This window comes from Arthrobacter sp. ok362, assembly GCF_900102785.1.
Lineage (GTDB): Bacteria > Actinomycetota > Actinomycetes > Actinomycetales > Micrococcaceae > Arthrobacter.
In genome coordinates, this window is record NZ_FNGC01000015.1 from 17037 (window position 1) to 36183 (window position 19147).

Consider the following 19147-nt stretch of genomic DNA (forward strand, 5'->3'; position numbering starts at 1 on the left):
GGTGGTGGCCGCGGCTTCCCCTCCGCTGCCACCACCGGAGTCTGTGGTGGACCCTAGGACACAGTAACTAGGACAAAGAATCACAAAAACTACGACGGCGCCTGAAGCGGGCGCTTGTCCGGGCTCTTGCCGTCCCGGCCCTTGGACTCGGCCTCATGGCGAAGCAGGGAAATCGCCGATTCGAAGTCCTCCAGCGATTCGAAGGCCTGGTAGACGCTCGCGAACCGCAGGTAGGCGACCTCGTCGAGACGCTGCAGCGGCTCCAGGATCGCCAGCCCGACTTCGTGGGCATCGATTTCGGCGGCGCCCGAGCCCCGGATCGTCTCCTCGACTTCCTGCGCCAGCAGGGCGAGATCGTCTTCGGTGACCGGACGGCCCTGGCAGGCCTTGCGGACGCCGTTGATGACTTTGCTGCGGCTGAATGGCTCGCCGACGCCAGAGCGCTTGATGACGGTCAGGCTGGTGGTTTCCACTGTGGTGAACCGCCGGCCACATTCGGGGCACTGGCGGCGGCGCCGGATGGCGGAGCCGTCGTCGGCGATCCGGCTGTCCACCACGCGCGAATCAGGGTTTCGGCAGAACGGGCAATACATGTCGGTTCCTCCCCTGTCGCAATCCGCCGTGTCAGTGCTGTATTCGTTCAGTATTAGTGCAGTGCTGTATGAGTGCAGTGCTGACTTTAACGCAGTCAGCGCTGCCCTGTGTCCCCAGTTTACGACTAGATGTAGCTGAATAACAAGCCTGTAATTACTACATGTAGTGGTCTGGCCCCCGGCTACCGGGCGGCGAACCGCACCGTGACAGCCTCGCCGTGTGCGGGCAGGTCCTCCGCGCCGGAGAGGCTGACGATGTGGCCGCTGACCTGCTCCAACGCGGAGCGGGTGTAGTTGATGACCTGGATGGCGCGCAGGAAGGTGGTCACGTTCAATCCGGAAGAGAAAGCCGCCGTGCCGCTGGTGGGCAGTACATGGTTGGAGCCGGCGCAGTAGTCGCCCAGGCTCACGGGGCTGTAGTCCCCCACGAAGATCGCGCCGGCGCTGCGGATCCGGCCGGCCACCCGGGCGGCATCGGCGGTCATGATCTCAAGGTGTTCCGCGGCGTAGGCGTCGCAGGCGGCGATGCCCTGCTCCAGGTCCTCGACCAGCACCACTCCGGACTGCGGGCCAGAGAGTGCCTCGCGGACGCGGCTGGAGTGCTTCGTGGCAGCTGCCTGTCGCTCAAGCTCCACGCGGACGTCGGCGGCGAGGACCTCGGAGTCGGTGAACAGAACCGATGCCGCCTTGGGGTCGTGCTCTGCCTGGCTGATGAGGTCCGCGGCCACGAGGGCGGGACTGGCGGTGGAGTCGGCGAGGATCGCAATCTCCGTGGTGCCGGCCTCGGAATCGATCCCCACAACCCCCTTGACCAGCCGCTTGGCAGTCGCCACGAAGATATTGCCCGGACCGGTCACGACATCCACGGGGTCGATCCCGGGGAGATTGCCGCCGCCGGACGCGTCCGCCGGGATGCCGTAGGCGAAGGCGGCGATGGCCTGCGCCCCGCCGATCGCGTAGACCTCCTCGATGCCCAGCAGGCAGGCTGCCGCCAGGATTGTGGGGTGCGGGAGGCCGCCGAAGTCCTTTTGCGGCGGCGAGGCCAGGGCAATCGATTCGACGCCGGCGGCCAGGGCCGGGACCACGTTCATGATCACCGAGGACGGGTAGACGGCCAGGCCGCCCGGGACGTAGAGCCCGACACGCGCCACCGGCACCCAGTTCTGGCTGACGACGGCGCCTTCGCCGAGTTCGACGTCGATGTTCGCCGGGCGCTGGGCGTCAGCGAACGCGCGGGCCCGCTTGATGGACTCCTCGAGTGCCGCGCGCACGGCGGGATCCAGGCCCTCAAGGGCCGCACGCAACGCCCCGGCCGGGACGCGGGGATGCGCCTGCTCGACGCCGTCGAAGGCCAGGGCCAGCTCCCGGAGTGCGCCGAAGCCGCGCGTGCGGACGGCGGAGATGATGTCCAGAACCTTGCCCTCGGCGTCCGCCACGGTGCCGGACTGCGCCCGGGGCACGGCCGCACGGAGTCCGGCGAGGGACAGTTGCGCACCGCGCACGTCCACCGTGCGGAAGTTAAGGGCGGCGGTCATCGGGGTCACGGGGCTGTCAGGAGTTAGGCTCACCCAATCATTTTACGTGCCCTGCCGCGGCGGGCCGCACAGGCGTCAGCGGCGGGATTTGCCGCCGGAGCCCGGGAAGAGGCTGTTCAGGAAGACGGCCAGGGCGATCGCCGCAGGCCAGATGGCGAGGACCGCATAGGAGCGCAGTGAGAAGGCGACGCTGGCGCTGGCCGAGGTATCCGCCGGCGCTCCCCACCATTGGGCGCTGAGCACGCCGGTCCACCACGCGATGAGCGCGCCGGCAACGCCGGCCAGGACCACCAGGATGACGGTGCCGGGGCCGGGCTGGTGGTGCTTGGTTCCGGCGACGAACGACCCGGCGATGCACCCTGCGAGCAGGCACAGCCCTGCCAGCACCAGGTCCCTGGGCAGCCAGGTTGCGGTGTTGGTGCCGGCGGCGAGGTCCGGGTCTCCCGTCAGGAGATTCAGGCCCGACGGCGCCAGAAGCCACCAGAGCAATCCCACCGGGACGCCTGCGGCCGCGATGACCGCGGCCTTCCGCCACAGGGTCCCGCCGGGCCCGGGCTGCTGCTCGGGATAAGCGGGTCGTACCGGCTGCGCGGACTCCCCGGCGTGGTGGGCGGGGCCGTCTATTGCGGGCTGTGTCATGCAACAAACGGTAACAAGGATTCCGCCGGCACATGACGCAGCCCGGCGGCACATGACAGCGGGAGTAATCAAAATGCCGTACTCGATTCCCCTGCGCAATACGCTGGCAGAGTAGGAACTACGACACGCACGTGCAGCAGGGAGTTGAATCGCAGTGGCCACAGATGAAGGAGCCTTCGAGGGGACGTTCAAGGAAATGTTCCGCCGGCACGCGGCGGGCGTGGCCATCATCACGGCCAACTACAACGGCGTCCCGTTCGGATTCACGGCAACCTCAGTGGCCTCGCTGTCCGCCAAGCCGCCGCGCTTCACGTTCAACATGGCCAGGACCTCCAGCTCCTGGCCGGCCGTGGCGAACACGACCTACATTGGCGTGCACATGCTCGGGCTGGAAAACCAGGAGCTCGCCGACCGCTTCGCCCGGGCCGGCAACCGGTTCGACGGCGACCACTGGGAGCTCGGACCCCACGAGGTGCCCGTGCTCAAGGGAGTCAGCGGCTGGCTGATCGGCAAGGTCCAGATGCGGCTCTCCTTCGAGAACAACGCCGTTGTGGTGGTCGAGGTGGTGGAGGGCCAGGTCGGCGACGACGGCACTCCCCTGCTCTACCACTCCGGGGCTTACAGCCAGCCCGTTCCGCTCGACTACGAGATCTAGGGACGGCCGACCGGCCCGCCACTGGTGACCGGGGCTAGTGGCCCGCACCAGCGGCCGGCGCTAGCTGCCCGCACTAGTAGCCCGCGCTAGTTATCCAGGCACGTCGGGCCGAGCAGCACCTTCAAATCGCCGAACAGCGACGGGCTCGGGTTGACGCGCAAATGCACCGGCAGGCCCATGACCTCCACCCGGGTGTCGCCTTGCAGGTGCAGGCGGACCTCGGAGTTTCCGCGGTGGGTGCGCAGCACGTCGCCCAGCTCAGTGACCACGGCCTCGGTGGCCTTGTGCGTGGCCATGGTGATCACCACGGGGCCGTTCTGGCTGTCGCTGAGGTCCGGCACGGACAATTCCATGCAGTTCAAGGTCACGGCGCCGTCGTCGCGCCGTTGCAGGCGCCCCTTGACCACCACGATCAGGTCCTCCGCGAGCACCGAGGCGATGGGGCCATAGACCTGGCCGAAGAACATGACCTCCATGGAACCGGCGAGGTCCTCGATCTCGGCACGGGCGTAGGCGTTGCCGCTTGCCTTGGCGATCCTTCGGCTGAGCGAGGTGATCATGCCCGCGATGGTCACGATCGCGCCGTCCTGCGGGCCGTCTTCGGCGATGATGGAGGTGATCGACCGGTCGGCGTGCTGGCTCAGGAGCCCTTCCAGCCCTTGCAGCGGGTGGTCGGAGACGTAGAGGCCGAGCATGTCGCGCTCGAACGCCAGCTTGTCCTTCTTCTCCCATTCCGGCAGGTCCGGGATTTCCGTGCTGAGCGAAGCCTCGGGCTCCTGGTCCTCAAAGCCGGCGAAGAGGTCGAACTGGCCGATCGCTTCGTTGCGTTTGAGGGTGATGACGGAGTCGATCGCCTCTTCATGGATCATGGCCAGGGCGCGGCGGTGATGGCCCAGCGAGTCGAAGGCACCGGCCTTGATCAGGGATTCGATGGTGCGCTTGTTGCAGACCACCGCGGGGACCTTCAGGAGGTAGTCCTTGAAGGAGGTGTAGGCGCCTTCTTTTTCGCGCGCCACCACCATGGCTTCGACGGCGTTCACGCCGACGTTGCGGATGGCGCCCATGCCGAAGCGGATGTCGTTGCCAACAGGGGTGAAGTTGAGGGCGGACTCATTGACGTCGGGCGGCAGCACCGTGATGCCCATCCGCCGGCATTCGTTGAGGTAGATCGCCGACTTGTCCTTGTCGTCGCCCACCGAGGTCAGCAGGGCAGCCATATACTCCGGCGCGTAGTGCGCCTTCAGGTACGCGGTCCAGTAGGAGATCACGCCGTAGGCGGCCGAGTGCGCCTTGTTGAAGGCGTAGTCGGAGAAGGGCAGCAGGATGTCCCAGAGGGTCTTGACCGCGGCCATGGAATAGCCGTTGTCCTGCATGCCCTGGGAGAAGCCGGCGAACTGCTTGTCCAGCTCGGATTTCTTCTTCTTGCCCATGGCGCGGCGCAGGATGTCGGCCTGGCCCAGGGTATAGCCGGCGAGCTTCTGCGCCACGGCCATGACCTGCTCCTGGTACACGATCAGCCCGTAGGTCCCGCCGAGGATTTCGGACAGCGGTTCCTCGAGTTCCGGGTGGATCGGGATGACCTCTTGGATCTTGTTCTTGCGCAGCGCGTAGTCGGTGTGCGCGTTGGCGCCCATGGGTCCGGGCCGGTAGAGGGCCAGCACGGCGGAGATGTCTTCGAAGTTGTCAGGCTTCATCAGCTTGAGCAGCGAGCGCATGGGTCCGCCGTCGAGCTGGAAAACGCCCAGCGTGTCTCCCCGGGCCAGCAGCTCGTAGGACGCCACGTCATCCAACTCAAGGGTTTCAAGGTCGAGGTCGATGCCGCGGTTCATCTTGATGTTTTCCAGGGCATCGGAAATGATCGTCAGGTTTCGCAGACCAAGGAAGTCCATCTTGATCAGGCCGAGGCCTTCGGACGTTGGGTAGTCGAACTGGGTGATGACCTGGCCGTCCTGGAAGCGGCGCATGATCGGAATCACGTCGATGATGGGGTCCGAGGACATGATGACGCCGGCGGCGTGCACGCCCCATTGCCGCTTCAGGCCCTCAATGCCCAGCGCCGTCTCGAAGACCTTGGCGGCCTCCGGGTCAGTGCTGATCAGCTGGCGGAAGTCCCCCGCCTCGCTGTAGCGCTTGGACTGGGGGTTCTGAATGTCGGCCAACGGAATATCCTTGGCCATCACGGCCGGCGGAAGGGCCTTGGTTAGCTGCTCGCCCATGCTGAACGGGTAGCCCAGCACGCGCGAAGAGTCTTTGAGGGCCTGTTTGGTCTTGATGGTGCCGTACGTGACGATCATCGCCACTCGTTCGTCGCCGTACTTGCGCGTGACGTAGTCGATCACTTCGGAGCGGCGCCGGTCATCGAAGTCGACGTCGAAGTCAGGCATGGAAACGCGGTCCGGGTTGAGGAAGCGCTCGAAGATCAGGCCGTGGTGCAACGGGTCAAGGTCGGTGATGCGCATGGCATACGCCACCATGGAGCCAGCACCGGAGCCACGCCCGGGACCCACCCGGATGCCGTTGTTCTTGGCCCAGTTGATGAAGTCGGCCACCACGAGGAAGTAGCCCGGGAAGCCCATGGAGGTGATGACTTCCAGCTCATAGTCGGCCTGCTTGCGGACCTTGTCCGGGATGCCCTGGGGATAACGGTATTGGAGTCCCTTGTCGACTTCCTTGACCAGCCAGGAGGTTTCGTCCTCCCCCTCCGGGCAGGGGAACCGGGGCATGTAGTTGGCGCCGGTGTTGAACGAGACTTCGCAGCGCTCGGCGATCAGGAGCGTGTTGTCGCACGCCTCCGGGTGGTCGCGGAACAGCTCCCGCATTTCCTGCGGTGACTTCAGGTAGTAGCCGCTGCCGGAGAAGGCAAAGCGCGAGCCGCCGTTGTCGTAGGTCGGCTCCAGGAGGGTGGAACCGGACTGGATGGCCAGCAGGGCCTCATGCGCCTTTGCGTCGTGCTCGTGGGTGTAGTGCAGGTCGTTGGTGGCCACGAGCGGCAGGTTCAGGTCCTTGGCCAGGCGCAGCAGGTCGCCGGTGACGCGCCGCTCGATGTCCAGGCCGTGGTCCATGAGCTCGCAGAAATAGTTCTCCGCGCCAAAGATGTCGCGGAACTCGGCCGCGGCCTCAAGCGCTTCGCGGTACTGGCCCAGCCGCAGCCGGGTCTGGACTTCGCCGGACGGGCAGCCGGTGGTGGCGATGAGCCCCTCCGAGTACGTGTTCAGCAGCTCACGGTCCAGCCGGGGCCATTTGCCGAAGACCGAGTCGAGAGAGGCGATCGAGGAGGCCCGGAAAAGATTCCGCATGCCCACGTTGTTGTAGCTGAGCAGGGTCATGTGCGTGTAGGAGCCACCGCCGGAAATGTCATCCTTGCGCTGGTGCTCCTCGCCCCACCGCACACGGGTCTTGTCCGTGCGTGCGGTCCCGGGAGTCACATACGCTTCGACGCCGATGATGGGCCTGATGCCCTGGTCGGTTGCCCGCTTCCAGAAGTCGAAGGCGCCGAACAGGTAGCCGTGGTCCGTCGTGGCGAGGGCCGGCATGCCGAGCCGCTCGGTTTCGTCGAACAGCTCACCGAGCCGGGCGGCACCGTCCAGCATCGAGTACTCGGTGTGGTTGTGGAGATGGACAAACGAGTCGTTGCTGGAAGTCACCGCACCATTCTAGTGCCGAGCCACGACGGCGGCGTGCAACCACGACGACGGGAACGGAACCCGCCGGACAGACCGGCGGGATCCGGCGGCCGCAACCAGGAGCAAGACTAAGAGCCGGAGTGGATCTGGCCGCCCCGGGCCGGACGGCTCAGGCGTTCCCGGACTCCAGGACCTCGAGCGCATACCGCAGGTCCTGCGGGTACTCGCTGGTTACGGTAACGCGCTCCCCCGTCCGCGGGTGGTCGAAGGAGAGTTCCCGGGCGTGCAGCCACTGCCGGGTCAGTCCGAGGGTGGCGGCCAGCCGCGGGTCTGCGCCATAGGTGAGGTCACCGGCGCAGGGGTGCCGCAGGGCCGCAAAGTGCACACGGATCTGGTGGGTGCGGCCTGTTTCGAGGTGTACCTCTACCAGTGAGGCTTTTCCGAAGGCTTCCAGGACCTCGTAGTGCGTCACCGAATCACGGCCGTCCTCGATCACGGCGAACCGCCAGTCGTGGCCCGGGTGGCGGCCAATAGGCGCGTCGATGGTGCCCGCCAGGGGATCGGGAAGGCCCTGGACGACGGCGTGGTAGACCTTGTCCACGGTGCGTTCCTTGAAGGCCCGCTTGAGCACGGTGTAGGCGTTTTCGGTCTTGGCGACTACCATGACGCCGGAGGTCCCGACGTCGAGCCGGTGGACGATGCCGGCGCGCTCGGGGGCGCCCGACGTCGAAATCCGGTAACCGAGACCGGCGAGGCCACCCACCACTGTGGGCCCCACCCAGCCTGGCGAGGGGTGGGCTGCCACGCCCACCGGTTTGTCGATGACAACAAACTCGTCATCGTCCAGCAGGATCAACAGGTCGTCCACTACTTCCTCCACGATTTCCAGGGGGTCCCTGCGGTCGGGCACTACGACCTCGAGCACGGTTCCGGGGGTGAGCTTGAGAGACTTCCCGACCTGCTTGGCATTGCTGGTGACGTTGCCCTCGGCGATCAGGGCGGCCGCCTGGGAGCGCGAGATGTCCATCAGCCTGGCCAGGCCGGCGTCCACGCGGGAGCCGGCAAGGTCCTCCGGGACGGTGAAGCGCCGGTTCCCGGCAGTTGTAGCGCCAGCTTCGCCGGCAGCATCTGCCGCCACGTCCTCGGCAACGTCGTCTTCGATGCTGTCAGCGACGTCCGACGCCAGCCCCTGCGGCAATTCCTCCGCGCGTCCTACGGCGTTTCCTGGGGTAGTTTCAGACATCTTTGGCCACCGTATCCTTCGTGTGGCGCGAGCCGTCCAGGGAGATTCCGCGGAGGGTGAGCAGGCAGATAATCACGACGGCGGAGACGACGGCGGAGTCGGCGATGTTGAAGATCGCGAAGTTTGGGAGCTGGATGAAGTCCACCACGTGGCCCATCGCGAACGACGGCTCGCGGAACAGCCGGTCCGTCAGATTGCCGAGGGCGCCGCCGAGCAGCAGCCCCAGCGCCAACGCCCACCAGAGCGAGCCGAGCTTGCGCAGCTGCAGCAGGATCGCGACGGACACGGCCGCCATGATGATCGTGAACACCCACGTGACGTTCTCGCCGATCGAGAACGCCGCCCCGGAGTTGCGGATGTAGAACCAGTGCAGCAGCGGCGGAAAAACGGGGATCCGTTCGCCCTCGGTCATGGTGCTCGTGACCCAGAGCTTGGTCAGCTGGTCGAACACGTAGGCGACCACCGCGAAGGCAGCGAACAGGGCAAACAGCTTCGCCCGGCGCGGCCGGGCGTGCACGGGCTGTGCCGCCTCGACAGGCTGCATGGCGTCTGGTGATGGTGCGTCAGTCATAGGGCTTTCGTTCGGGAGCCAGTGCGGAGACCGGGGTCGGGTACCCGGCGGGCGCCGGGCACGGGACCCGTGGCGCACGTTACGGGAAAATGAAAAGCCGGCGGCCGAGGAAACCTCAGCCACCGACTTTCAGAATACTTGGCTTTTTGCCTAGCTATTGGCTTCGACCTCAGGGGCCGCAACGGAGCCGCGGGCATCGAGGTCACGGAGCTGGCCTTCGATGTAGGCCTTCAGGCGTGAACGGTAGTCACGCTCGAAGCCGCGAAGCTGCTCGACCTTGCGTTCCAGGACGGAGCGCTGCTGCTCGAGGGCACCAAGGATCTTGCGGGACTTTTCCTGCGCATCGTTGACGAGGCTGCTGGCCTCGATCTGGGCTTCGGCGATGATCTTGTCCCGCTGCTGCTCGCCGTCGGCGACGTGCTTGTCGTGCATCTGCTGCGCCATGGCAAGCAGGCCGGCGGCGGACTCGGAAGCCGGGGTGGCTTCGGTACGTGCCGGTTCGACTGCCTGGGCCTTGGCAGCCTGCTCGGCTTCCTTCTTCTTGGCAGCTTCTGCGGCCGCCTTTGCCTTGGCCTCGGCCTCGGCCTTGGCGGTGTCTTCCTTCTCGGCCTTGACGGGCGCCGGGACCTTTTCCACCACGGGTGCGGCGGCTGCGGAGCTGGCAGGCGTGCCGGCGCCGGATTCGGCGAGCTTCTTGCGGAGCTCGTCGTTCTCCTGGTTCAGGCGCCGAAGCTCGACGACGATCTCGTCCAGGAAGTCATCAACCTCGTCCTGGTCGTAGCCTTCGCGGAACTTGGTCGGCTGAAAGCGCTTGTTGACAACGTCTTCTGGCGTCAAAGCCATCTGGTCACCTCGTTGGTCTAGTTAGTCAGTAGGCCTTCCGGCCGTCAAAACTACGGTACCTAAATATGGTCTGGTTCCTCTAATTCAACACCGCAGTGTCAAACCGGAGTTTCTTTCGGTCTGGCCCCGGGGCTGGGCCCGGGCAGGCCGGCTGCGGCGGCTCATGCTGCGATCGGCTGGGCGTACACCAGGCCCTTGACCACCCACATCGCCACACTGACGGCCACGAACAGCAGCAGGAAGCCGATGTCCAGCGACATTCCGCCCAACCGCAGCGGCGGTATGAGCCGGCGGAGCAGCTTGAGGGGCTTGTCCGTGATCGAGTACACAGCATGGGCCGTCACGAGTGCCACACCGCGCGGCCGCCAGCTTCGGGCAAACATCTGCACCCAGTCGTAGACCAGGCGGATGATCAACGCCACGAAAAAGAGCAACAGAGCGATATAGACGAGCCCGAAAACAATTCCCATGAGCTAACTCATATCTCCATGTTCATTCCGGATACCGCAGTGTCCTAAGGAAAGTGTCACTTCTATTTCAACACGGATAATTCGGCACGGATGCCAGGCAGGTGTCCCCGCCTGGCATCCGTACCGAATTTTCGGGCCTAGCTTTGGTTGAAGAAACTTGCCTGAGTCTCGCTGACCTTCTTATCATCGCCAATGACCTCGATGTACGACGGCGAGAGCAGGAAAACCTTGTTCGTCACCCGTTCGATGCTGCCGCGGAGGCCGAAAACGAGTCCGGCGGAGAAGTCCACGAGGCGCTTGGCGTCAGCCTCGCCCATGTCGGTGACGTTCATGATGACGGGGATGCCATCGCGGAAGCTTTCACCAATGAGTTTGGCGTCGTTGTACGACCGCGGATGGATGGTAGTGATCTGCCGGAGTCCGGTGGTCTCTTCGCGGCTCGATGCCGCACGCTTGATGGGTGTCACAGGTGCGCGATATTCCTCTTCAGCGGCGTGAGGCTCTTCCCGGGGGACCTCGCGGACGGGCGCCGGCGCACGTCGTTCCTCGCGGTCCTGCTCCATGGATTCGTCCTCATCCTTGTGCGGTGTGGGGTGCTCAGACTCGTAGTGTTCGTCGCCGTCGGCGAGCCCAAGATAGATCATTGTCTTGCGCAGAGCGCCAGCCATGGTCGACTCCTAATCTTGTCCGTAAGCGGGCCGCTTAGTGACTAGACAGCCTTGGAATCCCCGCCATTACCTTCCAATACGTCGAACTTACCGCAGGGCCGGACGCGGACCGAGAATATCGGAGCCAATGCGCAGGTGTGTCGCCCCGAAGCGTACGGCCTCTTCGAGGTCCTGGCTCATTCCGGCGGATATCCCCGAGGCGTCCGGAAATTGTTCAGTCAGCCGCCCGGAAATGCCTGCCAGCTTTTCGAAGGCAGCGGCCGGATCCACCCCGAGCGGGGCCACGGCCATGACGCCGGCGAGCCTCAGCCCGGCAGCGCCGGCCAGCTGTTCGGCCAGCGCGGGGACCTCGTCGGGGGCTGCGCCGCCGCGGTGGGCCCCGGCGTCCTCGTCCAGGCTGACCTGGATGAAACAGTCCAGGGGCGGGCGCCCGGTGCGTTCGCTTTCGGCGGCCATCGCTTTGGCGAGTGCGGAAGCCAGGGCCTCCCGGTCCACGGAGTGCACGGACGCGGCGTACTTCACCACGGACTTGGCCTTCTTGCTTTGGAGCTGGCCGATGAAGTGCCAGCTCAGGCCGAGGTCTTCGAGGTGCGCCGCTTTGTCCGCGGCCTCCTGGTCCCGGTTTTCGCCGACGTCGGTGACGCCCAGCGACGCCAGCCGCCGGACGTCCTGCGCCGGATGGAACTTGGTGACGACGATCAGGCGTGGTGGCGTCGCCTGGCGGCCGGCGGCGGCCACGGCGGCGTCGATCCTGCGGCGGACGGCCGAGAGGTTCGCGTCCAGCTGGGCAAGCCGCGGGCCCTCCAGCGCGCCCTCCCGGTTCTCCCCCGGCACCTTGACCGGCTTGATCGTCCCTGTCTCCGGTACGTTCACCGGCTCAGTCATGGCTGTGCGCCCTGGCCCCATGCGTCCCGTTCGTCCATACCAGCCCGGCGAAGCGGCCGGTGTGGCCGTCACGGCGGTAGGAGAAGAGGGTGCCGTCCTCGAGGGTGCAGCCTCCGGAGTATTCGATCACGACGCCGGCTGCTTCCAGCTGGCTCCGGACACCTGCGGGCAGGTCCAGGCCGGGGGCGCCGGTGGACGTGGTGCACCAGGTGGCCGGTACGGCGGCGGCAACGTCTGCGCGCAGGTCTTCGGGGACCTCGTAGCAGCGGCCGCAGACCGAGGGGCCAACCCAGGCGCTGATGCTGTCCGCGCCGAGCTCCCGCAGGCGGGCCACGGCGGCCGGCACCACTTCGGCGGCAACGCCGGGCCGTCCGGCGTGGACGACGCCGATGACAGGCGCCCCGGCCGCGTCCTCGCCGACCAGTACCACCGGTACACAGTCCGCCACGAGGACGGCCAGCGGCTCGGTCAGGGAGACCAGGGCATCGGCCGTGGGGGCAGCAGGCACGTGGCCCGCGGCGTCCGCCGCCGCTGTCGCCGTCGTGGCCCCTGTCGCCGTCGCGGAGCCAACGATGGTGGCGACGTCATTGCCGTGGACCTGGTTCATGTACCGGAAGGAGCGCCCGCCGAGCCCGGCGGCCGCTTCGAGCCCCGCGCGCCGGCGGCGGACCGCCGCGGGGTCATCGCCAACATGCAGTGCCAGGTTCCCGGCTCCGGCGTCGGTGAAGGCCACCCACACGCCCGGCCGGACTTCAGACCGCCAGCAAAACAATCACAACACCGCCATCGACATGTCCGGGATATCTACGTTCATACAATCCACCGTAACCCGCCGCAAAGCAGCATGGCACCGCCGGACGGCGGTGCCATGCTGAAGCGGAACGATTTACTTGAGGAAGTCCGGGACATCCAGGTCATCGGAGTGCCGGCCGGACAGGTCCGGCTCCACGACGGCCGGGAGGTCGACGTCGAAGCCCGAGTCGGCCGGAACTGCAGAGGGACGCTGCTGGCCCCAGCCGCCGTAGCCGGAGGCGCCGACGGCGGCGTGCAGCGGCTGGACCGGGGCGGAGGCGGGCGCCTGCGCCGGAGCGGGGGCGGCGGACGCGGGCCGCGGCGGCGCGGCCGGCAGGGACTGGTCCATGGACGGCGAGGTGGCCTTGACGTCGTCGAAGCCGGCGGCGATGACGGTGACGCGCGCCTCGTCGCCGAGGGCGTCGTCGATCACGGCGCCGAAGATGATGTTGGCCTCCGGGTGGGCGACTTCCTGGACCAGGCGGGCTGCCTCATTGATTTCGAACAGGCCCAGGTCCGAGCCGCCCTGGATGGAGAGCAGCACGCCGTGGGCGCCGTCGATCGATGCTTCCAGCAGCGGGGAGGCGATGGCCAGTTCCGCGGCCTTCACGGCACGGTCTTCGCCGCGGGCAGAACCGATGCCCATCAGCGCGGAACCGGCACCCTGCATGACGGACTTGACGTCGGCGAAGTCGAGGTTGATCAGACCGGGGGTCGTGATGAGGTCCGTGATGCCCTGGACGCCGGAGAGCAGCACCTGGTCGGCGGAACGGAACGCATCCAGGACCGAGACGTTGCGGTCGCTGATGGAGAGCAGGCGGTCGTTCGGGATCACGATCAGGGTGTCGACTTCATCGCGCAGGGCGTCGATGCCGGCCTCGGCAGAGCCTGCCCGGCGGCGGCCTTCGAAGGTGAAGGGACGCGTCACGACGCCGATGGTCAGGGCGCCGAGGGAACGGGCGATCCGGGCGACGACGGGGGCGCCGCCTGTACCGGTTCCGCCGCCTTCGCCGGCGGTAACGAAGACCATGTCTGCGCCCCGGATGACCTCTTCGATTTCGTCGGCGTGGTCCTCAGCGGCCTGTCGGCCTACCTCAGGGTTCGCGCCAGCACCGAGACCACGGGTCAGCTCCCGCCCGACGTCGAGCTTGACGTCGGCATCGCTCATCAACAATGCCTGGGCATCGGTGTTGATGGCGATGAATTCGACGCCGCGAAGACCGACCTCGATCATCCGGTTGACTGCGTTCACGCCACCGCCGCCGATGCCGACGACCTTGATGACGGCCAAGTAATTCTGCGGAGCTGCCACGTTACGTGTCCCTTGTTCGTGTACTAATGCGAAAACTGATCGAGTCCTGCTTGAAGCTTTGAACCTTAACCTTCGACTTGAAGGTTATAGTTATGTCAAGTAACTCATGTCTGTGACGGTATTTCCTATGCGGGGGACATTCAATAACCGGCGCCGCGTGTCGCGCGAATACCGGGCAAATAGCCCCTACATGTCCTCCCGCGGGCCATTGGCCGTCCCGTGGTCGTCCCTCTGGGGCGCGCGGACGGATCCGCGTGCCTGACGCCGCAACGTCCGCAGTCCCGGAGCGCGGCGGAGGTGGGCCGCAGCTACCGGGTGACAGGATGCCGGGGCACGCTGACATCGTAGACGTTCACGGGGTTCTTCGGGTCGGCCGGGACCTTCAAGAGGGCCGAAAGAACCCGCGCCTTCAGCTCCTTCTCCCCCGCGTTGCCCCAGACGATTCTCTGCCCGTCGACGAGTTTGAGTTCGACGGCGTCGGCGGAGGCGGCAGAGGCGTTTGAGAGCCGCGCCAGCACATCCGCCGGCAATGCCCCCAGCACCGCAGTGATGGCCTGGAACAGGTCCTTCGGAAGCGTCCCGCTGCCCCCGTCGATCACCGGGAGCGGTACCGAGGCGGCATCAGCGGTGGTGCTGAGCTGGACACCGTCGACGTCCACCAGCTGGAATGTCTTGCCCTGCTTGACCAGGGCCACGGGAATGCGTTCGGTGACGTGCACCTGCAAGGTGGCAGGCGGGAGCGCCTTCGCGGTGACGTCCTTGACCTGGACCAGTGGCTTGAGCAGGGCCTTGACCTCCTCCTCGCTGATCTGCGGCAGTGGCTTGCCCTGAAGGGGCGCGAGGGCGGCCTGAACCTGATCCGGTTTCAGCATCTTCGTGCCCGCAACCGTGACCGTTCGAAGGGCGAGCACCGGCGAGTAGACGGCGGCCGCTACGATTCCCGCCATCAGCACGGCCACGATGGCGATGGTGCTGAGCAGGATGCGCCTGCGGCGTTTGCCCTTGGGCTCGGGGAAGGACAGCACATTACCGGGCCCGGTATCCGATGTGCCCTGCGGGTTCTGCTTGTTCTGCGCATTGCCGCTGGCGGTGTCCGCGGCATTCTTGGACGCCGAAATGGCATCCGTGCCCGTTCCGCCGGACGGCGGCCGGGAGCCGGTTCCGGAAGCGTTGGATCCGCCCCGGTAGGTGGGGCGCCTGGTGCTAGGCACCGGCGGCCTCGATCGTGAGGGCGTCGACAATCAGCGGCCCGTAGGCCGTGACGTCGCCTGCGCCGGCGGTGAGCACGATGTCCCCGGGTCCGGCGTCCGCCAGCAGTGCCTGTACAGCTTCCCCGCCGGGTCCGACGAGGCGGCCGCCGGAGCCCAGGTGCTCGGCGATCAGCCCGCTGGTGACGCCGGGAATGGGATCTTCGCGGGCAGGGTAGATGTCCAGGACCAGGGCCGTGTCAGCCGTGTTGAGGGCTTCGGCGAACTCGCGGGCAAATTCGCGGGTCCGGGAAAACAGGTGGGGCTGGAAGAGTACATGCACCTTGTGCTGCCCGGCGACCGCCCGTGCCGCGGACAGGGCGGCCCGGACTTCCGTGGGGTGGTGGGCATAGTCGTCGTAGACGCGGACGCCGCGCCCTTCCCCCTTGAACTCGAAACGGCGCGAGGCGCCGGAGAAGTGGGCCAGTGCCGCCGCCGCGGCCTCTGGCGCGACGCCGAGTTCGACCGCCACGGCGAAGGCGGCGGCAGCGTTGAGCGCGTTGTGCCGGCCCGGAACCTGGAGTTCGACGCCGAAGGTGCCGGCCGTCGTCGAGATCCCCATCCGGCCCGGCCCGGCGTCGTGCAGCCGGATGGCGGCGTCGGCCGCCGTCCCGTACAAGACCACGCGGGTGTTGCCGCGGGCCAGGGTGCGCTCGGCGAGGGCCCTGGCCCCTGGGTCGTCCGCGCAGGCCACTAGGACGCCGTCCGGCGGGAGCAGGGCCGTGAAGCTGTCGAAGGAGGCGTAGACGGCGTCTGCGGTGCCGTAGAAGTCCAGGTGGTCCGGCTCGACGTTGGTCACTACGGCGATCATGGGGCGGTAGTTCAGGAAGGAGCCATCGGACTCGTCGGCCTCCGCGACGAAGATCCCCGAGGTGCCGTGGGCCGCGTTGACGCCGAGCGCCGGGACGTTGGCGCCGATGGCGAAGGACGGGTCCAGTCCGGCGCCCTGCAGCAGCACCGTGATCATGGAGGTAGTGGTGGACTTGCCGTGCGTTCCGGCGACTGCCACCACGGTGTCATCCGCCATGGTGGCGGCCAGCGCCTCGGAGCGGTGCAGCACCGGTAGCCCAGCGGCGCGCGCCGCTGCGAGCTCGGGGTTGTCGGGCCGGATCGCCGAGCCGGCAACCACCGTCTGGGCGTCGCCGAGGTTGCCGGGAACATAGCCGACGGCGATCCGTGCCCCGGCGGCTGCGAGGTCCGCCATGACGGGCAGCGACTTGGCATCGGAGCCGCTCACCGGGACGCCGCGGGCCACCATGATGCGGGCAACGGCGGACATGCCGACGCCGCCGATGCCGATGAAGTGGACGCGGCCGAGGGATTCCAGGGAACGCGTGCCGTGTTGGGGCTGGGTCATTGCTTTACTGCTTCCTGCCGTGCTGGTTCCTGCTGGACTGGTTTGGGGACGCGACTTCGAGGATGAGATCGGCCATGCGCCGGTCCGCGTTCCGGATGCCGAGCTGTTCGGAGCTGGCGGCCATCCGCGCCAGACTGTCCGTGTCCAGCAGCAGGGGAATGATGTTCTCGCGGATCCAGTCAGCGGAGAAGGCCTTGTCGTCGACAATCAAGGCGCCGCCTGCGGCGACGAGGCCCGCAGCGTTCAGCGCCTGCTCGCCGTTGCCGATGGGCAGGGGGACGAAGACGGCGGGCACGCCCACCGCGGCCACCTCGCAGACCGTGGCGGCTCCGGCACGGGCCAGCAGCAGGTCCGCGGCGGCGTAAACGGTTTCCATGCCGTCCACGTATTCCACCTGCCGGTACCCCGGCGCGGCGAGCGGCTTGCCGTCGGCGTCGTGCACGGACTTGCCGCGGCCGGTGATGTGCAGGGTCTGCACGCCGGCGTCGGCCAGGGCTCCCACGGCCGCGGCGAGGGACCGGTTGATGCTTTGGGCGCCGGAGGAGCCGCCCGTGACGATCAGCGTCGGTTTGTCCGCGCCCAGTCCGAGCGCCTGCCGCGCTCCGGCCTGGGAGGCCGCGCGGTCGAGGCCGGAAATTTCGGGGCGCATCGGCATGCCCACGTGCCGCGCGCGGCCCAGTTTGGTTGCGGCGAAGGCGACGGCCACATGGGCGCCGAGGCCCGCGCCGACACGGTTCGCCAGGCCGGGGCGGGTGTTGGCCTCATGGACCACGATCGGGATCTTCCGGCGCCGGGCCGCGAGGTACATCGGCGTGCACACATAGCCGCCGACTCCCACCAGCACGTCGGCTGCTGCCTCATCAAGGATGGAGCCCGCCTGCTTCACCGCGCCTGCCATCCGGCCCGGAAGCCGGAGCAGGTCCGCGGAAGGTTTGCGCGGGAGCGGGACCTTGCTGATGGTGGCGAGGTCCAGCCCGGCCGCCGGGACCAGCCGCGCTTCCATCCCCCCTGGGGTCCCCACAGCCAGGAGTCGCACTCCGGGTCGGGACTGCCGGAGGGCGCCGGCGATGGCCAGCATCGGGCTGATATGACCGGCGGTTCCGCCGCCGGCAAGGACCACGGACAAGGGCGTCTCGGTGTTCATGAAGGGCTGTTTACGCTTTCGTCCGGTTCTTGGAGGCGGAGTTCTTGCTGGCGGGGATTTTGACGGCTGAGTTCTTGTTGGTGGGGATCTTGGCCGATGAATTGTTGGCCGCATTCCGGGTCGGGTTCCCGGATCCGTTCCCGGCGCCCTTGGCGGCGGGACGGGAGGCTGGGCGGGCGGCGGATCGGCTGGCTGCACTGCTGGCGGTCCGGGCAGCGCGGGCGCGCCGCACGGAATTCGCGAACGCGGCCGGGCCGAACCTGAGCATCTTCTTTGGCTGCATGCCCGGGTCCATCTGGGCGCGGGCCAAGGACAGGACGACGCCGATTGCACACAGCGACATCAGCAGGGCCGAGCCGCCGTAGGAAATGAAGGGCAACGGGACGCCGATCACCGGTGCCAGCCCGGTGACCACGGCCATGTTGACGCTGGCCTGGCCCAGTAGCCAGACCATGATCGCGCCGGCCAGGACGCGGTGGAAGACATCGTGCTGGGCGACGACGACGCGGTAGATAGCGGTGCCGAGGATGGCGAAGAGGATCAGGACGACGAGCGTCCCCACCAGTCCGAGTTCCTCGCCGATGATCGCGAAGATGAAGTCGTTGTGCGCTTCCGGGATCCAGCTGTACTTCTGCCGGCTCTGGCCCAGTCCGACGCCGAACCACCCACCGGACGCGAGCCCGTACAGACCATTGGTGGACTGGTAGTTCAGGTCGGAGCCATCGGCGCAGGTCTGGCCCGACCATGACAGGATGCGGCACATCCGGTTCGGGCTCGTGACGGCGAGGACGGTCGCGCCAATGGCCAGTAACGCCCCGGCAATGCCGAAGAAGGAGAGCCGGACGCCGGCGAAGAACAGCGCGGCGGCCACGATGATCATCACAATCATGGCCGTGCCGAGGTCGTTTCCGGCGAGAATGAGCCCCAGTACGGCAGCAGCGCCCGGGAACACGACCGGAATGAGCGCGTGGCGCCACCCCTGGAGGAGCTTCGCTTTGCGGTCCAGCACCGTGGCCATCCAGAGCGCGAGGGCAAGCTTGGCGGCTTCGGAGGGCTGGAAGGTGAACGGGCCGACGTCGATCCAGTTCTGGTTACCCAGGGCGCTGCGTCCAACGAGAAGGACCAGCCCGAGCAGCGCAATGGCCAGGAACATGAGCGGCCAGGCGACCCGCCTGAGCCAGACGACGTTGACGCGTGAGAGGACAAACATCGCGAAGACGCCAATCGCGGCGAATCCGCCCTGTTTCAGGGCGGCGGAGTACGGCGACTCCCCCGCCGCGATGGCTTCTACGCTGGAGGCGGAGAGGACCATCATGATGCCGATTGCCGTCAAGGCCAGGGTGGAGCCAAGGATCAGATAGTACGTGGATCCATTGCGGGACTTGCCGGTGCCTTCGAGCGCGGACCAGAATCCGCGGTTCCAGGCACGCACCCGGGCTGCCGGAGTGACGGCGGGCCGGCCGGCCGTTGACGCGGCCGCCGAAGGCGTCCTGGTGCCCGCGGTCCTGTTGCCGGCGGACTTGCCGCTGGCGGTTCGTGCCGCCGACGTACGTGTGGGCGTGCTGACCAT

At 67.1% G+C, this 19147-nt stretch carries 17 protein-coding genes; 1 reads left to right on the forward strand and 16 read right to left on the reverse strand.

Annotated features, from left to right (window positions below; translation table 11 throughout):
- Positions 1–89: 89 nt before the first annotated feature.
- The 3 genes from nrdR to BLQ10_RS17805 form a co-directional block, all read right to left on the reverse strand.
- Entirely contained in the window at positions 90–593 is a 504-nt protein-coding gene (nrdR, locus tag BLQ10_RS17795) for a transcriptional regulator NrdR (protein ID WP_091564343.1), read from the reverse strand.
- 182 nt (positions 594–775) lie between these two features.
- Positions 776–2161: a histidinol dehydrogenase gene (hisD, locus tag BLQ10_RS17800; RefSeq protein ID WP_254785650.1), complete on the reverse strand. Its 1386-nt coding sequence runs from the start codon at positions 2159–2161 to the stop codon at positions 776–778.
- Positions 2162–2203: 42 nt separating this feature from the next.
- A complete protein-coding gene (locus BLQ10_RS17805; protein WP_091564345.1) occupies positions 2204–2767 on the reverse strand; it encodes a hypothetical protein in 564 nt (187 codons plus the stop codon).
- Between the two features lie 196 nt (positions 2768–2963).
- Between BLQ10_RS17805 and BLQ10_RS17810 the strand changes: the two genes are divergently transcribed.
- Positions 2964–3422, forward strand: a complete 459-nt coding sequence (locus BLQ10_RS17810; RefSeq protein ID WP_091564454.1) for a flavin reductase family protein — start codon at positions 2964–2966, stop codon at positions 3420–3422.
- 86 nt (positions 3423–3508) lie between these two features.
- Here BLQ10_RS17810 and dnaE read toward each other — a convergent pair whose 3' ends face one another.
- The 13 genes from dnaE to ftsW all read right to left on the reverse strand — a co-directional run bounded on the left by dnaE (position 3509) and on the right by ftsW (position 19147).
- On the reverse strand, positions 3509–7066 hold the full coding sequence (dnaE, locus tag BLQ10_RS17815; protein WP_091564346.1) for a DNA polymerase III subunit alpha: 3558 nt from the start codon (positions 7064–7066) through the stop codon (positions 3509–3511).
- 148 nt (positions 7067–7214) lie between these two features.
- On the reverse strand, positions 7215–8183 hold the full coding sequence (locus tag BLQ10_RS17820; protein ID WP_091564455.1) for an RluA family pseudouridine synthase: 969 nt from the start codon (positions 8181–8183) through the stop codon (positions 7215–7217).
- A 97-nt stretch (positions 8184–8280) separates the two neighbouring features.
- A complete protein-coding gene (gene lspA / locus BLQ10_RS17825; RefSeq protein ID WP_091564348.1) occupies positions 8281–8859 on the reverse strand; it encodes a signal peptidase II in 579 nt (192 codons plus the stop codon).
- A gap of 150 nt (positions 8860–9009) precedes the next feature.
- Positions 9010–9702 (reverse strand): DivIVA domain-containing protein, encoded by a 693-nt coding sequence (locus BLQ10_RS17830; protein ID WP_091564349.1) that lies wholly within the window; start codon positions 9700–9702, stop codon positions 9010–9012.
- A 161-nt stretch (positions 9703–9863) separates the two neighbouring features.
- Positions 9864–10172 carry a YggT family protein gene (locus BLQ10_RS17835; RefSeq protein ID WP_091564351.1) on the reverse strand — a complete coding sequence of 103 codons (309 nt, stop codon included), beginning with the start codon at positions 10170–10172 and terminating at the stop codon, positions 9864–9866.
- A gap of 137 nt (positions 10173–10309) precedes the next feature.
- On the reverse strand, positions 10310–10840 hold the full coding sequence (locus BLQ10_RS17840; protein ID WP_026266243.1) for a cell division protein SepF: 531 nt from the start codon (positions 10838–10840) through the stop codon (positions 10310–10312).
- A gap of 87 nt (positions 10841–10927) precedes the next feature.
- On the reverse strand, positions 10928–11725 hold the full coding sequence (locus tag BLQ10_RS17845) for a YggS family pyridoxal phosphate-dependent enzyme (protein WP_091564352.1): 798 nt from the start codon (positions 11723–11725) through the stop codon (positions 10928–10930).
- Complete coding sequence (locus BLQ10_RS17850; RefSeq protein WP_091564354.1) at positions 11718–12497, reverse strand: purine nucleoside phosphorylase YfiH/LACC1 family protein; 780 nt, start codon at positions 12495–12497, stop codon at positions 11718–11720. The genes BLQ10_RS17845 and BLQ10_RS17850 overlap by 8 nt, the downstream gene beginning before the upstream one ends.
- Positions 12498–12611: 114 nt before the next feature.
- Positions 12612–13829, reverse strand: a complete 1218-nt coding sequence (gene ftsZ, locus BLQ10_RS17855; protein WP_091564355.1) for a cell division protein FtsZ — start codon at positions 13827–13829, stop codon at positions 12612–12614.
- A 308-nt stretch (positions 13830–14137) separates the two neighbouring features.
- Positions 14138–15040, reverse strand: a complete 903-nt coding sequence (locus BLQ10_RS17860) for a cell division protein FtsQ/DivIB (protein ID WP_091564357.1) — start codon at positions 15038–15040, stop codon at positions 14138–14140.
- Positions 15033–16433, reverse strand: coding sequence for a UDP-N-acetylmuramate--L-alanine ligase (murC, locus tag BLQ10_RS17865; protein WP_091564359.1), 1401 nt, complete (start codon positions 16431–16433; stop codon positions 15033–15035). Before murC ends, BLQ10_RS17860 begins: the two co-directional genes overlap by 8 nt.
- 4 nt (positions 16434–16437) lie before the next feature.
- Complete coding sequence (locus BLQ10_RS17870) at positions 16438–17577, reverse strand: UDP-N-acetylglucosamine--N-acetylmuramyl-(pentapeptide) pyrophosphoryl-undecaprenol N-acetylglucosamine transferase (protein WP_091564361.1); 1140 nt, start codon at positions 17575–17577, stop codon at positions 16438–16440.
- Positions 17578–17587: 10 nt separating this feature from the next.
- Positions 17588–19147, reverse strand: coding sequence for a putative lipid II flippase FtsW (ftsW, locus tag BLQ10_RS17875; protein WP_091564362.1), 1560 nt, complete (start codon positions 19145–19147; stop codon positions 17588–17590).